General features: G+C 54.8%; 9 protein-coding genes. 4 read left to right on the forward strand and 5 right to left on the reverse strand.

Annotated elements, in window-relative coordinates; translation table 11 throughout:
• The first annotated feature begins 5 nt into the window (after positions 1-5).
• Positions 6-3,107, forward strand: a complete 3,102-nt coding sequence (locus AABZ39_20270; GenBank protein MEK6797121.1) for an efflux RND transporter permease subunit — start codon at positions 6-8, stop codon at positions 3,105-3,107.
• Positions 3,108-3,203: 96 nt separating this feature from the next.
• On the forward strand, positions 3,204-3,668 hold the full coding sequence (locus tag AABZ39_20275; GenBank protein ID MEK6797122.1) for a DUF1801 domain-containing protein: 465 nt from the start codon (positions 3,204-3,206) through the stop codon (positions 3,666-3,668).
• Here the strand turns inward: AABZ39_20275 and zwf are convergent.
• The 5 genes from zwf to AABZ39_20300 are packed head-to-tail and all read right to left on the reverse strand — an operon-like array spanning position 3,665 to position 8,692.
• A complete protein-coding gene (gene zwf / locus AABZ39_20280) occupies positions 3,665-5,176 on the reverse strand; it encodes a glucose-6-phosphate dehydrogenase (protein ID MEK6797123.1) in 1,512 nt (503 codons plus the stop codon). The two genes, AABZ39_20275 and zwf, sit on opposite strands and share 4 nt — an antisense overlap.
• 44 nt (positions 5,177-5,220) lie before the next feature.
• Complete coding sequence (locus AABZ39_20285) at positions 5,221-5,973, reverse strand: alpha/beta hydrolase (protein MEK6797124.1); 753 nt, start codon at positions 5,971-5,973, stop codon at positions 5,221-5,223.
• Between the two features lie 10 nt (positions 5,974-5,983).
• Entirely contained in the window at positions 5,984-6,340 is a 357-nt protein-coding gene (locus AABZ39_20290; GenBank protein MEK6797125.1) for a hypothetical protein, read from the reverse strand.
• Complete coding sequence (locus tag AABZ39_20295; protein ID MEK6797126.1) at positions 6,337-7,554, reverse strand: hypothetical protein; 1,218 nt, start codon at positions 7,552-7,554, stop codon at positions 6,337-6,339. Before AABZ39_20295 ends, AABZ39_20290 begins: the two co-directional genes overlap by 4 nt.
• A gap of 43 nt (positions 7,555-7,597) precedes the next feature.
• Positions 7,598-8,692, reverse strand: a complete 1,095-nt coding sequence (locus AABZ39_20300; GenBank protein MEK6797127.1) for a GntR family transcriptional regulator — start codon at positions 8,690-8,692, stop codon at positions 7,598-7,600.
• Between the two features lie 503 nt (positions 8,693-9,195).
• On the opposite strand from AABZ39_20300, the gene AABZ39_20305 reads away from it, so the two are divergent.
• Together AABZ39_20305 and AABZ39_20310 are read left to right on the forward strand one after the other, a co-directional pair.
• On the forward strand, positions 9,196-11,049 hold the full coding sequence (locus AABZ39_20305; GenBank protein ID MEK6797128.1) for a hypothetical protein: 1,854 nt from the start codon (positions 9,196-9,198) through the stop codon (positions 11,047-11,049).
• The coding region (locus AABZ39_20310; protein MEK6797129.1) for a right-handed parallel beta-helix repeat-containing protein at positions 10,952-16,749 on the forward strand (5,798 nt) is incomplete at its 3' end. The genes AABZ39_20305 and AABZ39_20310, both read left to right, overlap by 98 nt.

Below are 16,749 nucleotides of genomic sequence, written 5' to 3' on the forward strand. Positions count from 1 at the left end.
CGGCAATGAATATAGCCCAATTTGCCGTAAAACGCCCCGTTCTCGTCGTGATGATAATCGCTTCGCTCATCACGCTCGGTGTCATCGGTTATTCGCGTCTGCCCGTCGATCTCCTCCCGAACGTGGAACTCCCCAACCTCATCGTGACCGTCGTGTACCCCGGGGCGTCCGCGGAAGAAGCGGAGAATCTCGTCGCGAAGGAGATCGAAAGCGAGTTCTCTTCGCTTGAAGGCATCGATATTGTGCGATCGATCTGTAAGGAAGGCGTTGCCGTCATCGTGGCGCAATTCTCGCTCGGTGTGGACATAAAATACGCCGAGATAAAAGTGCGCGAGAAGATGCAGCTCGTGCGCCCGCGTCTCCCGTCGGACATACTCGAACCCATCATGCGGCGCGTGTCGCTCAATGAGCTGCCCATCATGTACCTTGCGCTCAAGGGTGATCGCGATCTTGCGCGTCTGCGCGAAATACTCGTCGACGATGTGAAGCCGCATCTTGAACAGCTTCCCGGCATGGCCTCCATCGATATTCAGGGCGGACGCGAGCGGGTGGTGCGCGTCACCGTCGATAAGGCGCTCCTTGAGGCGCGTTCGGTATCGTTCAATCAGATCATCAATGCCATAAAACTCCGCAATGTCAATGTCCCTGCCGGCGAGATAAAAGGCACGGCGAAGAACATCGTCGTCCGCGTGGTCGGCAAGTACGCAAGCGTCGATGAGATAGCGGCGACACCGATCAATGCCGGCGGGCGCATCGTGCGGCTCAAGGATATCGCCGGTGTGGCGTTCACTATCGATGATGAGAAGACGCGCGCGCGCGTCGGCGGCGAAAGCGCGGTGCTCATGCTGCTCTACAAACAGAGCGGGGCGAACACCGTGCAGGTGGCAGAAGAAGTGCGCAAAGCGATGAAGGAGATCGCACAGGAGCTCCCCGAGGACGTGAAGCTCGACCTTGTCAATGATTCATCGCGTCTCATAGAGCGGAGCATTCGCGGCGTGCAGGAAGATATTCTCCTCGGCGCACTCCTTGCCGTCATCGTGGTATGGCTCTTTCTCGGCAATTTCCGGTCAACGCTCATCACCGCTGCCGCGCTCCCCAACTCGCTCATCGGCGCGTTCTTCTTTGTTTTTCTCGCCGGCTTCGGCATCAATACCATGTCGCTCCTCGCGCTTTCGCTCGCTATCGGGCTCCTCATCGACGACTCCATCGTGGTGCGCGAGAACATATTCCGCTATGTTGAGAAGGGCTTAAGCCCGAAGGACGCCGCCGTCAAAGGCACGAACGAGGTAGCGCTCGCCGTCGTATCGACCACGCTCGCCATCATGGCGGTGTTCATACCGATATCATTCCTTTCCGGCGTCGTGGGCCAGTTCTTCAAGCAGTTCGGGCTTACCATTGCCTTTGCGCTCGCGATATCGCTCCTTGACGCATTCACTACGGCGCCCATGCTTTCCGCGTACTGGATATCATCAAGGAAAAAAGCGGTCACATCGAGCGCAGGCAAATTCTTTCAGCGTATCACCGGCGGATGGAACGCGTTCTATGACCGAGTGAGCGGAATGTACAGAACGATAATCGGCTGGGCGCTCGATCATAAGAAAGCCGTCGTGGGCCTCACCGCAGCGCTCATCGTGCTCTCCGTCATTGCGGCGCGTTTCGTCGGCACAGGCTTTTTCGCGTCCGAGGACCGCGGCACGTTCAGCGTATCGCTTGAGACATACCCCGGCGCGCCTATCAACACGATAGACGGCATTATGAAAAAGATCGAGAAGCACATTCTCTCGGTACGGGACGTCGAATCCTGCTATGCCATCGTCGGCGGCGAGGCGTCGTCGTTCACGTCATCGTCGGCTTCGCATATCGGGAACATTTTCGTGAACATGAAGCCGCTCAAGGACAGGAAAACGACCACGCAGCAGATGATGGAGATAGTGCGATCGTTCATACGGACGAATCTCGATACCGAGGTCATGTTCAAGCTTCAGGAGCAGGGCATGGCCGGCGGCAATGAAGGATCGCCCATCCTGATAAATATCAGCGGCGAAGAGCTGTCCCTGCTCGAGGACCTTGCGATACGGCTTAAGCGCATCGTGCTTGAAACGCCGGGGGCCATCGATGTGGATTCGAGCTTCCGCCCCGGCAAGCCTGAGCTCATCGCGCGCATCGACGGCGTAAAGGCCGAACGCCTGGGCGTAACAGCTGCGGACGTGGGCGGGTTTCTCCGTTCGCTTGTCCAGGGATATAAGGCATCGAGCTTCCGCGACGGCGAAAAGGATTACGATATCATCGTGCAGCTTGATGAGAAGAACAGAAATTCCATCGATACGTTCAGGAATCTCGTGCTCACCGCGCGTGACGGAAGGAAGATACCGCTGTCCGCCGTCTGTACGTTCACCTATTCGTCCGGACCGCTCGAGATACGCCGTGAGAACCGCATGCGCTATGTCCGCATCGGCGCGAACCTCGCGAAAGGGTATTCCTTTTCGACCGTAAAGGCCGGCATTGAGAAGCGGATACAGAAAGAGATCGCTTTCCCCGCGGGGTATAAGTATGAATTCGTCGGTCAGGCGAAGCAGTTCGCCGATCTGCAGACGCAGATGATAACGGCGATGTTCCTCTCGGTGCTTTTCATGTACATGATACTTGCATCGCTTTACAACTCCTTCGTACAGCCGTTCTATGTCATGTTGACGCTGCCGCTCGCCATCATCGGCGCATTCCTGGCGCTTCTCATCACCGGCACCACGCTCGATGTGTACGGCTTCATCGGGCTCCTCCTCGTGCTCGGCCTTGTGGCGAAGAACGCCATATTGCTCGTCGATTTCACCAATCAGAAACGCGATGACGGGTTGTCGGTACGCGACGCGCTCCTCGCTGCAGGGCCCGTGCGGCTTCGGCCCATTCTCATGACGACATTCGCCATGATATTCGGCATGCTCCCGCTCGCGCTCGGTTTCAGCGAAGGCTCGAAGGGCCGCGAGGCATTGCCTGTCGGCGTCATCGGCGGTCTTTTGACATCGACATTCCTCACGCTTATCGTCGTGCCGGTGTTCTATGACACGATCGAATCATATTTCGCGCGCAGAAAGAAAATAAAGATAGGGTGAAGCGGAGGAGCGATCCGTCACTGCTGAACGACAGCGGCGGAATAGATGTTCTTCTCTTTTCGCGCACTATTTCATATATTCATACCGTGAGGTGACATGCAAAGCAAAGCGCTCACGGTCGCGGATTATCTCGAATCGCTGCCAGCCGACAGGCGGAAGGCGGTGTCTGCAATACGCGCCGTCATCAAAAATCGGCTCCCAAAAGGCTATGCGGAGATGATGCAGTACGGAATGATAGGCTATGTTGTCCCGCTCTCGCGGTATCCCGATGGCTATCTCGGTAAAAAGGATATACCGGTGCCGTATGCGGCGCTCGCATCGCAGAAGGGCTACATCGCGGTGTATCTCATGAACGTGTATGCGGACAAGGATGCGCTCACGGTGCTCAGGAGGGATTTCACCCGTGCGGGGAAAAAGCTCTCAATGGGAAAGTCGTGCATACGGTTCAAACGGATCGATGACGTTTCGCTCGATGCCATCGGTAATGCGGTTGCACGTACATCGGTCGATGATCATATCGCTGCCTATGAGAAGGCGCGCGGGAAGAAGCGCGTACGCTAAAGCTCGCAGACCTCGCCGTCTTCGGCAAGGTTCTTGCACGGGTAGCGCCATTCATTGGGCGCGATAAGTTCTTCCGCTGCTTTCGGCCCCCAGCTCCCGGCAGGATAACCGAATATCTTTTTTGTCGGGTCCTTTGCAAACGCGGACAATATCGGATCGATGAATTCCCACGTCGCCTCGACGGCGTCGCCGCGGAGGTAGAGCGTCGCATCACCCTGCATGACATCGAGCAGGAGGCGTTCATATGCGGACGACACATCGACATTTGCAAGATCGCTGTAATGGAAATCCATGTTCACCGTCTGCATGGCGAAACCGTCGCCCGGCGTCTTCATGTTGTATTTTACGAGAAGGCCTTCATCGGGCTGAATGCGCATGATGAGCTGATTGCCCGCATGCATCCCGGTCGCCGCTTTCGGGAAAAGTGCGAGCGGCGCACTTTTAAAATGGACGGCCACTTCGGTAACGCGTGTGGGGAGGCGTTTGCCGGTGCGCAGATAGAACGGTACGGACTGCCAGCGCCAATTATCGATGAAGAATTTGAGCGCGGCGAACGTTTCCGTACGCGAATCGGGGGCAACACCTTTTTCTTCGCGATATCCCAGGACCCGTTTACCGGCTATCATCGATGCGGTGTATTGTCCGCGCACGACAGAAGCGGACACATCCGTACCGGTGATCGGCCGAAGCGAGCGGAACACCTTTATCGTCTCATTGCGTATCGATGATGCATCGGCGCGTGCGGGCGGTTCCATGGCCACGAATGACGCTACCTGCAGGAGATGGTTCTGCACCATGTCGCGAAGCGCTCCGCTTTCCTCGTAATACCCGCCGCGATCCTCGACGCCGATGTCCTCGGCGGATGTTATCTCCACGCGTTCAATGAAGTTCCGGTTCCATACGGGCTCATAGATGGTGTTGCCGAAACGGGTGACGAGTATGTTCTGCACCGTCTCCTTGCCGAGGTAATGATCGATGCGGTATATCTGGTCCTCGCGGAAATGTTCCTTGAGTTCGAGATCAAGCTCCCGCGCGGAAGCAAGATCGCGTCCAAATGGTTTTTCAACGACGATGCGTTTCCAAGCGCCTTCGCGGCAGTCGCGGTTGAGCTTTGCATCGGCAAGTCCCCGGGCGGCGATGCGTGAAAGCGAGGGCGGCACCGCGAGATAAAAGATATAATTGCAGTCGATGCGGACCGTTGTCGAAAGCCGTGTGAGCTCGTCGGCGAGCGCGCCATACGCGGCAATGTCCTCGGTGTTCATCGAGATGTAGTTGAGGAGCGGCAGGAACGAAGCACGTGCATCGGCACCGGCATTCGTCAGCGCACGGGCCATCTTTTCCCGGAAGGATGCCGTCGTGAGCGGCGATCGCCCGACGCCGAGTACGGCGAATCGCGCGGGAAGAAGCCTTTTGGCAAAGAGGTCGAAGAGCGCGGGAACGAGCTTTCGTTCGGTAAGATCGCCCGACGCCCCGAAAATAATAAGGATATGATCGTCGACGCGTTCCATGGGAGCGATTCTATCATGCTGCCATGGGGATTACAAGGAACGCATCATGCCGCGCGGCAATGCTTCAGGATAAAATCGACTATCGGCCTCGGATCGGTAAGTCCGTGCGGATGATGTTTTACCCCCGGCTTCACGATAAGATCGATGCTGCCGCCGAGCGTTCGCACACGCTCTACGAGGAGCTTTGTGTTCTCTTCGAACGGTACAACTTCGTCGGCATCGCCGGCGACGTGAAGGAGCGGTATTTCTGCTGCGACTATTTTCTCAAGGATGTCGATCGGATTCTCACGGAACGATAATGCATCGCTTTCGGTGAAGCCGTATACGGCAAGGCATTTCTGCCAGTCATTGGGGCTTCCGGGGCCGGTGCCCTTCCCGCCGGGCCAGCTTTTTATGTCGCATACCGGTGCGTCGGCATAGATACAGGATACTCGATCGGGGTAAAGCGCCGCCCAGCGGTACGCGGTGAGCCCCGCACGGCTTAACGCGATAAGTGCGGGAGTCTTGCTCATGCCGAGATCGTTCGTCATGAAGCGGTAGAGCTCATCGCCGCGCGCCAAACCTTTCGGCGAGCCGTAATGATCGACGATATCGATATAGGCGAGCGTAACCCCGCGGCGGCAGAGTTCGACGTCGGCATTGGCGAATGCGCCGAAGAACTCGGGGCGCCATGCCCAGCGCGTATCGGAATTCTCCGGAACGATGATCGTCGTTTTTCTTCCGTTCACGATGCCGTCATAACGCGGCAGTCCCTCCCACGATGAAACCTCCCACGATGTGACAGCCTCCCTCTTCATGATGTTCTCCTTATCGTTTTTTCAGGAACAGAGCACAGATGCTTTTTGCGGGAATGAATATTTTTTGGAACGCATGTTCTGCGCCGCTATGCTCTTCTACCGTGATCTCTTTCCGCGTGTCTTCGTTATGGGATTCCAGCGTTTTACCGCTGAGCGATCGCCATGAATCGAGCGTGTATCGTTCTTTCGCGGTGAATACGATCTCCCGTTCCGCATCCGGCTCCTGATTGATAATGAACAGTACGAGGCCGCTCACGGTTTTAATACAACTTACGGTAAGTGTTCCATCGTTCGCTCTGCTGTCCGTCCTGTCCCCGGAAAGCCTGACGGGCGCGACCGATACGGCATCGGCGATATCGCGTTTCATGATAGTAAAAAGATCGAAGAGCCCGGTGCGATACGGTGCGCATCGTACCGTTTTACCCGTTTCATCGTTGTACGATGCTTATACACGCCCCACGGGCCGCTGGTAAAGCAGTGCATCGTGGCGATGGCTACATCGGGGTTATTTATATTGCGTACGATCCAATCACCGACGGCGAGACATCCGGCGAGGGAGTGTGTCGCATACCATTCCTGCTGCCAGGTCGTCTGCCCCGGACGTTTTTCCGGCCACACGCCGTACTCGCTGTTATAGATCTTAATGCGGTTGGTGCCGGTGATCGACTTGATATCATTGATGATGCGGTCCTGGCGATTCTCCCACCACGATCCGGGAAGATAGCCGCCGCCTGATTTGCCGAAATAGGTGTGGGTTGTGATATAGTCGATATCATCACCGATCTCGCGCAATACCGTGCGATGGAATTCTTCCCACGTCCCGCCGTATTTTGCCTTATATTCCGGCTTATACACATGACCTTGCATGCTTGAAGCCTGCGCGGCGAACTTCGCCTTCGGCAAAACGGAACGAACAGCTCGTATCATAAGCTGACATCGCTCGATATAGAATTGAAAGCTCGGGAATCTTTCCGAGTTCTCGGAACCGTCCGATTCATTGCCGAGTTCCCAGACCACATCGAATGGTTCGATGACACCGAGCGCTGCCCTGCGTGCCGCCCAATTGACAGCCCCGCGCGGCTTCACCGTGGAAGCGACGCACAGGAATTCAGCAAGATCTGCCACATCGTTCGGGTCATCGAGCGGATTTATGATCCATGCCATTTTTACTCTTCTATCAAGATGTCGGATATAGTTCAGCTGTTCAACGATGCCGAAATCCTTCGGGCCGAGCGTATCCCATGGCGTTAATTTCTGCGGCGGACGCTGTCGGAGCGGGCCGATGCGGTCCTTCCAGGGCATCGATGTTGTCGTATGTACCGTACACCGCGCAAGGTCTATGGAAAAACCGCGGACGAGCGAAAGGATATCATCACGCAGCGCGCTTACCGAGGAAGCGGCATCGGTCTTCGATACGAGGGACTGGTCGGATGCCTGATCGAACGTAATGCCGATGATGCCCGGATCCCAGGGTTTGATCGCGATGGTCTCATCAACCGTCATGATGACGGGAGAAAGACCATGTGCACCAGCGGAGATCGTGCCTGCAAGCAGGAAAATTGAAAGCAGTGAACGGATCATGTGTTTGCTCCTGATATCTGTATTCATAGATTTGTATCGCTTGTTATGCATTGGATGCAGCTCTCGGGGCGCACGATCTTCCTTCCGCAAGTCGTGGGGTGATGCGCTCTGCTCGCAGCCAGAAATTATTTTCATCATGCGCCGATGCCGCCATTGCCAATGCTCGTGCGCCGACCTCGCGCGGGCGTGTATCGATCGTCGTGAGCACGGGATCGAATCTCGATGCGGACGTCGCATCACAGCCGATGACGCTGATATCCATTGGTATGCGGAGCGTACGCTTGATGGCAGCACATACCGCCTGCGCCGCCTGATCGTTCACGCAGATAACGGCGCTCGGCCGTGCGGGAAGCGATATGAGCGTTTCTGCCGCTGCGAGCTGGGCATCGAATGAGGCGAAATCCGCAGAGATGATATGCTCTTCGGAGAACGGCATATCATGTGCCGCGGAAAAATCCCTGAGCACCCGGGCCTTTATCCGGCTTCCGATATCCTCCCCGTGTCCGCCGATGAAAGCGATGCGTCGGTGCCCGAGCCCGAAGAGATATTTCAGTGCAATGAGCATTTCCATTTCCGAGTCGCCGGATACCGATGCGATGATATCAGCACTGGGGGTGCCGATGCGCACCATGGGGAGCGTTTCGCGCCGCTCGGCGATATATCCCGCAAGCGCGGGGAATTCGCCGAAGAATATCACAGCACTGTTGTCGCTCATGATGCGTTCCTGCAGCATGAACGAGAGCTGCCGCGAACTGTCTTCCGGCGGTACGAGGAGCTTCAGTGAAAAGCGTTCATAATCAAGCGCGTCGATGATGCCGTCGTATACCGCATCCCAATACTCGAGCTTTCCGATGCGGAAATGCGGGTTCGCGATGATATACAAATTCTTCCTGGCAGCGCCGGTTGCGGCAAATCCTTTCACGAACGTTCCTTTGCCCTGTATCTTCACGATCTTGTTCTCGGCGATGAGCCGCGCCTCGGCAAGGCGTACCGTTGTTTTACTCACCTTCAATTCATCGACAAGCCTGTTCTCGGTGGGCAATTCACCGTTCTCGAACGATCCCTCGATGATGCGTTTATTCAGATGATCGTAGACGAATGTCGTCAAAGGACTGTTCTTCGGTAATTTCTTTGCCATAGTTTTTATTATACTATTATAGTACTAATAATATCTATTGTCAATATGAAATAGTATCTATCAGTCAAAATTATGCTTACTCCTCATAGGTTTGTGCACAAAACAGTTAAAATTTCAATAATTTGGCGTATTTTATCGGTAAAAAATCCGATAATTATGACATTCACGCTTATCACGATCCATTAGGGAAAGTGATAGTCTTCCCCATATAAAATAGTGCGATCGGCATGGGAAATGAGCATCACTTGTTATGGGAAAGAGTTCACTTATTCATATGCTGTTTGTTACATATAAGTCGAGGTAGTGTGCAAGCGTTTTCACGGAGTGTTCGTTTGATCTTCAGCAGGAATGCTTTCAATACGCTGCCGTCCCGCCGCCGTTCGGGGAGAGAAGTGTGCCTTCGGGCATTTTTCGGCGCATTGCTGGCTTTCGGTATGTTCTCTACCGCGTCACTCCGCGCACAAGTTGCCAGTAATTCTGCAACCGGTCTTTCTTACGGAACAGTGCAGGCCGCGATCGACGCATGGGGAAGCAATTATACGGTATTCATCCTTGCAAACACCGCTGCGGCAATATCGATAAACAACAAGACAAATCTCGTCGTCACCGGCACGAATAATGTATCGCCGTTCCGCATCACCGGTGCGGGCACGGGGACCGGCGTTACCATCACGAACCGTTCTCGAAATATCGTCGTGTCGAACCTCATCATCGAGCGATTTGCCCTCGGCGTATCGATCGACCGCTGTCAGAGCAATGCGGTCTCCCTGACCGTGCGATCGAATCAGAACAGCGCGTGCCCGGGTGCCGGCGTGCATCTCAATTACGCCACCAATAATATTATTGACGGCATTATTCACGATAATACCAATGTGAGCGGCGCGAACGATTATGGCGGTGCCGGTCTGTACGCGATATACAGCGTCAGTAATACGATAAGCGCGCATATCGCAAGCAATGTTGTCACCAATACCACGGGTGTTCCGTCCGGCGGCGGCGTTTATATTGTCAGCGGGCGGTTCAATGTAGTAAGCGGGAACATCGTCGCCAATCGGATATCCAACAGTGTCGGCGGCGGCATAGATTTCGATTACGGTTACGGGAACAGCATAACGGGGAATGTCACGAAGAACTCCGCGTGGGAGGGCGGCGGCATCTACCTTTTTTACTGTACCAACACGTATGTGAACAGCGCTGTGGTGAGCAATATCGCAGCGGCCGGAAGCGGCGGCGGTATCTATATGGCGGGGTGTACCTCGAACGCAATTGCCGGTGCGTTGACGTATAACATCGCAACGAACCCGGCCTATTACGACTACGGTGCGGGACTTGTCATGAAAAGCTGCATTACCAATATGGTTTCCGCGTCCGTGGGATGGAATACTGCGGCGAGCAGCGGGGGCGGCATATACTGCAGTAATGTCCGCTGGAGCGTATTCAGCGGACCGATATTCAGTAATTCGCAGTATGATCCGATGCAGTCCGGCGGCGGCATATTCCTGAATTTCAGCAGCAGTAACACCATCAGCGGCGATGTGTTCGACAACATATGCTCCAACGGATACGGCGGCGGCATCGACATTGATTATGGGTTCTCGAATTCCATATTCGGAGCGGTGACCGGCAATTTTGCGAAATACGGCGGCGGGGTGTTTGTGTTCCAGACCGGGAACGTTCTCGTGAGCAATGCGAATATTTCGTTCAATACTGCCATCACCGATGATGGCGGCGGTGGTTTCTATGCGCTTGCCGGCGGTTCCATAAAGATATACGGCAGCGTATCATCGAATACGGCATCGCATGCGAACGCCATGGGCGGCGGCATACGGCTTGAAGGCGCAACGAACTGCATTGTCGCTGCGGATATCATCGGAAACAGAGCGCCGTACGGCGGCGGGGGGATATATCTGTCCGATACCCGCAATACAACGATCACGGGAAAAATAATATCGAATTACAGCGGCGGTAACGGGTCGTCCGGCGGCGGTGTGTATCTGGCAAGCTCCGACAGCAACTACATATCCGCACAGATCATGAGCAATCTCGGGCAGTTCGGCGGCGGTATATGCGTCGATTATGGGAAAACGAACATGATCGACGGCTATTTCTACGGGAACATCGCAACCAACGGGGCTGCGCTGTACGGATTTGTAGCAAGCAATCTTACGGTGAGCGGTTCCTACGGCGGGAATACCGCGTTCCGTTCGTTCTTCCTGCAGAGCGCGCTCTTCGGCATCTACAGTAATATGTCCGTGTTCGATGATAGATCGACGATATCGGTGTTCTATACTTACCAACGGGCTGAGCACAAAATTCCTCAGCAGTGCAATAACGTCACCGTCGTCCGATGCATTTGATATCATCAGAACGACGAATCTGTTCTTTTCCAACTGCCTCATCGCGTCGGTGCCGGGGACAGCGCTCATTTTTTCGAATGCCGGCACCAATATCATCATGCACTGTACGATAACGAACAATATCGCCGGTATATCCAATGTGGCTTTTTCATCGAACCGTATCCATAACAATAATATCGACAACCTCGGGATGAACCTTGCTTCAATGAACGTCGCCTCGTATGCAGCAAGTAATTTTTTCGGCACACGTGCCTTCACGCAGATGAAGCTTCTGCGGACGAACCATGGGGTCACGCCGTGGAGGAACATGTTCGGCGGGCGCAACGGCGACTGGGTGCTGCCGCCGTCCCCCAACGGCTGCATCGCGGCTACGAATCTTGCGCTGGGACAGATAGTCATACAATGGCAGCAGATCGCTCTCGCCGATTTCAGCAATTATCAGGTGTATCGTACCCAAGCCGATTCCTTTTCGAATCTATCCGATGCCTCCCGGGTATTCACAGGCTTCAACAGTACGGTAACGCAGTTCGTCGAGAACGACATGGTCGGCGGCGTGTACCGGTACTATGCGACCGTCATGGATACGAACGGCAATGAGTCCTGGTACTCGCCGATGGGCATAGTCACGAACAATACCATAGTGGCGAGCAATGCGAATACGTTCGCTACCTACACCAATTTGCAGCAGGCGATAAATGCTGCGGCGGGCGGGCATACCATCATCGCGTATCGGACACGGCATATCGGGAACTATGTGATAGACAGATCGCTCACATTGCGCTCGCGTGACTGGATCGATTTCGGCGAGAATATGAGGACGATCATAGAGTCGCCGAGCCTTACGACCGATCCCCTGATGCTCAGCAATCCCGCGCCGATATCCGTTACGGTCGAGGGTTTCAATATATGCCGGGGGCAGACGGGCGTCCGCGTGCAGTCGAACGTAACGGCGAACATCCTCAACAATGTCATCTGCAGCAATGAGAGCCGCGGGGTGCTCCTCAATATCGGTTCGCTGTACTGTACCATCATATCGAACAGGATATTCAGCAATGCGGCACAGAATTTCAGCGGGCACGGGATATATCTCAACACTAATTTCGGCGGGGCGCTCATCGAATATAATATCATTGAGAACAATAATGGTGATACGCCATACGGCATATTTGCGCGAAGCAGCAGCAATCTTCTGCAGATACGATACAACACCATCGTGAGCAATATCAGCGCCCGGACGAACACGGGCGGCGGCATACGTATCGAGGACTGCTTTTCGGAGGTGATCGGGAACACGATAGGCTACAATGGGAAGTACGCATGCGAGGGCGGGGGCATTGTCATCTCGAACATCGCAGCCTCGACGAATCTCATCGCGGACAATATCATCACGCATCACCTTGCGTCCAATTACAGTTACGGGATCTATGTGATAACCAATGCGCCGCTGTCGCTCATGATCATCTCGAACAACAGCATAAGTTCCAACGGGCTGAGCGTCATCTCCAATCTGCGCGCACGCGGCGTGTTCGTCGCTGCCGGCGGCGGCACCTATGTCATCTGCGATAATACGATAGCGGAGAACCGCGATGCGATCAATTGCGGCGGGGTGGGCGTGCATTTCAATACCGGCACGTTCGCGAACGCCTTCATCGAGCGCAACAATATCGTGCGGTCAGGGCAATCCGGGATATCCGCGTTCTCAACGGGTGCGGTGACGATACGGAGCAACAGCATCCGCGATTCCGGCATCGCCATGTCGCTCGCATCCGGCGCATGGGAGGCGTTCGGCATCTATGCATCGAAGTCATCGGCGCTCGTCATCGACGGCAATACGGTAACGGGAACGACATCGGTGAACGTGACGAACATCTACGGCATTTCCGTCGGCACCAATGCATCGATCATCAATAATACCGTTGTGAGCAATATGCCGCCGAACTCGAAGTATGCATGCGGTATCGATATGTACGGGCCGTGCCACTATTCGCTCGTATCGAACAATTATGTGGCGTACAATGCCGGCACGAACACCGGCTACGGGATACAGGTGTTCGCATCGGTGCCCGCGTCCAATCGGTTCATCAATAACACCGTCGTGAACAACCGTGACTTCGGCATCATCATGAGCGGGACGAACCGCAGCACGGTCATCAGCGGCAGCGCGATATCATCGAACGGCGGATACGGCATCTATATCGGTACCGTGGCGAGCGCGAACAGGATTGTGAGCAACAGTATCGTCGGCAATAAATATGCCGGTGTGATGCTCAATAATGCCGCGGTTGCGACGAACATCATCTGCTCGAACATCATCCTCGGCCCCGGACAGGAAGAGGGCATCAATCTGAGCAGCTGCCCGTCGAACCTTATCTTCAGGAACGTTATCGCCGATCATATGCGCGGCGTGTCCGTCGTCATGGCGAACAGCAATGACATCTTCAATAATACCATCTATAACAACGGGAACGGCATCGACTGGAGTACCGCAACGAACGTGCGCATCAGGAATAATATCATTTTCGGCAGCACGAATATCGGCGTGAATGACAGCGGGGCATCGGGGAATTCCGAGATAAACTATACCGTTTTCTATAACAATGCGTTCGGCGATACGAACGTAAGCGCCCGCAACAGGATCGGGCCGAGCAATATGTCTGGCGCCGATCCGTACATCGATACGTTCGGGTCGTATGATATCCTGAGCCCGATGAGCATGGCTGTGGATCGCGGTACGAACATTCCCGGGATAAGCAGTACGTTCCTCAGCAATGGTCCGGATATCGGGTGGAGGGAATCCGCCTTCTCGTCGGACCAGGCATTGTTCGTGTGCGCTATCACCAACCCCCCGGCGAATCAATGGATAGGGACGCCGATCGTGAATTTCTCGGGTTCTGCCGGGGCAAGTGTCACCGGCGTATACTTTGGAACGAACAGCACCATGGGGCTGGTTTCCGGGACCGGGGTATGGACGACGAATACTATCGATGTGAGCATGTTCTCGAACGCAACGAATGTGTTCTACGCCGCTGCCAGCAATGCGAGCGGTACGCTTTTCACCAATGTGCAGACGAACTTTTTTGATTTCACCGCGCCTGAGGTTTCGTTCACTGCGCCTGTGGCGCTCGAGGTCATAAGCAATACGGTGATCTATCAGGGTTCAAATGTCGATACGTCCGCACCGGTCATGGGGTTCTGGTACAATGTGAACGGCGGCGTATGGTCTTCGGTGCCGGTGGAGACGAATTGGAGCGGGGACATCGATACCACGATGTACCCGAACGGGATTTTTGTTGTCGGGATACGATCGAGCAATGCTGCGGGGCTCGTTTCGTATGCCTACCGCACGAATTACGTGGACAACATTCCGCCGATGTCAGCGACGTATAAATATCCGACAAATGCGGCGGTGAGTATCCTGACCTATTCAAATGCCGCGGCGTTCCCGCTCGCAAATCCTCCGCCGACCTTCGGGATTTTCGCCGGAGAATTGATCGTTGATCCGGGTACAAAGCTGAATGCCCCGGATGCGGTATCACTGAATGCTGATGCGAGCAGTACCGCCATGCACAGCGGGTTCCGGTACAAGATAAAGATCAACGAAAGCCTGATCTATGCGACGAATACCTATGTGCGGTGGCGGGGCTATACCGATAAGACATCCGGCGGTGTCTATGTATGGAAGAACTCCGCTGGCGCATGGGCCCGGTGCGGGGCCGTTCCTGCAGCGAACGCCGATGTGATAAGCAATGCCGGACCGCTCAGTAACTATGCGACCAACGAGTATGGAACGAATTATATCTATATAATAGCGAGCGCCATACGTTCCGGAGGTGCGGGGACGATATTCGGCGACTATGTAGAGGCGCGTATCGATTCATCGCCGGGTGTGCCGGGAGTGAATAATGACGCCGGGGCGTCGAACATCACCTTTAATTCGGCGCAGCTCAACGGCGTACTGGAATATGACAGCGGTGTGAACACCACCGTGCGCGTGTACTGGGGATCGGGCGACGGCGGCACAACGCCTGCGTCCTGGGCGAATATGATAGACCTGGGGACGCGCAGCATCGGCGGATTTTCAACGAATGTATACGGATTATCTCCCGGGACGACACATTACTACCGAACGTTGGCGTCGAATGTCTATGGAACGAATTGGGCCGGGGTCACATCGAATTTTACCACAATGCCTATCATTATTGCGACCAATTTCACCATCGGCGGTGCGGGATATTATTCACTGCAGGCCGCTGTGAATGCCGCATCCGCCGGACATGAGATCCGCGTGCTAGCGACGAATCTTACGCGCAGTGCGGGGCAGCTCAATGCGCTTTCGATGACAAACGCCGTTTTCATCACCAACAGGAACGATCTGAGGGTTATCGGCGGCTATGGTCCGGCGTTCGCTGTGCAGACAGGCTATACCGTACTTGACGGTTTGGGAGCGACGGCGGTCTCCAATCGGCTTGTGTACATTGCGAACCTTACCAACCTCATGTTCGACGGGTTCGTGATACGCGGCGGGGGGAGCAATGGCGGCGTTCCGATATTGACCGGAACAGGGGTCATTGCATCGAACGTGTCGAATTCGATATTTTCCAATATTGTCGTGAGCAACAATTGTTCGTCCAACGGCGGCGGTATGTATATCGCTGATAGTGTCAACAGCGTCTATCATGGCGTGATCGCGGATAATAAGGCGTATAATTCCGCCGGTGGGATGTATTTCATGTACGGCAGCAACAATACCATCGGCGGAATGATCGTCGGCAATACCGCGTCGAATTCCGGCGGCGGGGTGTGCACGTACTACAGCAGAGATTCACGCATAAGCGCCGATCTCATCAGCAATACTTCATCGAATTTCGCGGCCGGCGCGTACCTGTACGCCAGCAGCAATATGAGCGTCAGCGGACGTATCTCGTACAATACCGCATCGAATGCCGGCGGCGGTCTGTATCTGAACCTCTCGTTCAGCAATGACATCGCAAGCGCTGTCGTGAACAACAGTTCGTCGAATTTCGGCGGAGGTGTGTATTCACTGAACAGCAGCAGTAACAGATTTACCGGCAGCATATCGAGCAATGCATCGAAAGATGCCGGCGGCCTCTATATGAGCCTTGGCGTCGGGAACAGCATCAGCGCGACGGTGAACGGGAATACGGCGACGAATATCGGCGGCGGATTGTATATCCTGAACAATACGAATTGCAGCGTCAGCGCAGTGCTCATGAACAACAGCGCGAGCAATTTCGGCGGCGGGATCTACTTCACCGGCGGGTCGAACATCATCATATCCGGCAGCTATTTTTCGAACAACAGCGCAGGGGCGACCAATGCCTCCATCAGCTTCACGAACAGCACTGCGGCAGTAACGAACGATCCGTTCACGATATCCAATTGCACGTTCTTCGGCGGGGGCGCCAACAGCTATGCGATAATTGAGCACGGTACAAAAGATATAACGAATCAGACCATCGTATCCAATATTTTCTGGACAAATACGCTGTCCTATCTGTATGGCGACCTGACGGGTATAATTTCCAATAACCAGGTCGTTCTGTTGAATACGCCGAATACAAGGCATGATGCCATTGCGTCTGCGAAAAACGCTGTTATGCCGGTGATCCCGCTGCCGATCATCGCGACGAATGCAACGCTCGGCGGGGCCGGGTATTCGATGCTGCAGGATGCCATCGA

This window comes from Spirochaetota bacterium (genome assembly GCA_038043445.1).
In the GTDB taxonomy this organism is placed as follows: domain Bacteria; phylum Spirochaetota; class Brachyspiria; order Brachyspirales; family JACRPF01; genus JBBTBY01.

Coding starts and splice junctions, on each gene's coding strand:
- AABZ39_20275 (MEK6797122.1), top strand. CDS start 3,204: ATGCAAAGCAAAGCGCTCACGGTCGCGGATTATCTCGAATCGCTGCCA.
- zwf (MEK6797123.1), bottom strand. CDS start 5,176: ATGGAACGCGTCGACGATCATATCCTTATTATTTTCGGGGCGTCGGGC.
- AABZ39_20295 (MEK6797126.1), bottom strand. CDS start 7,554: ATGATCCGTTCACTGCTTTCAATTTTCCTGCTTGCAGGCACGATCTCC.
- AABZ39_20300 (MEK6797127.1), bottom strand. CDS start 8,692: ATGGCAAAGAAATTACCGAAGAACAGTCCTTTGACGACATTCGTCTAC.
- AABZ39_20270 (MEK6797121.1), top strand. CDS start 6: ATGAATATAGCCCAATTTGCCGTAAAACGCCCCGTTCTCGTCGTGATG.
- AABZ39_20290 (MEK6797125.1), bottom strand. CDS start 6,340: ATGAAACGCGATATCGCCGATGCCGTATCGGTCGCGCCCGTCAGGCTT.
- AABZ39_20285 (MEK6797124.1), bottom strand. CDS start 5,973: ATGAAGAGGGAGGCTGTCACATCGTGGGAGGTTTCATCGTGGGAGGGA.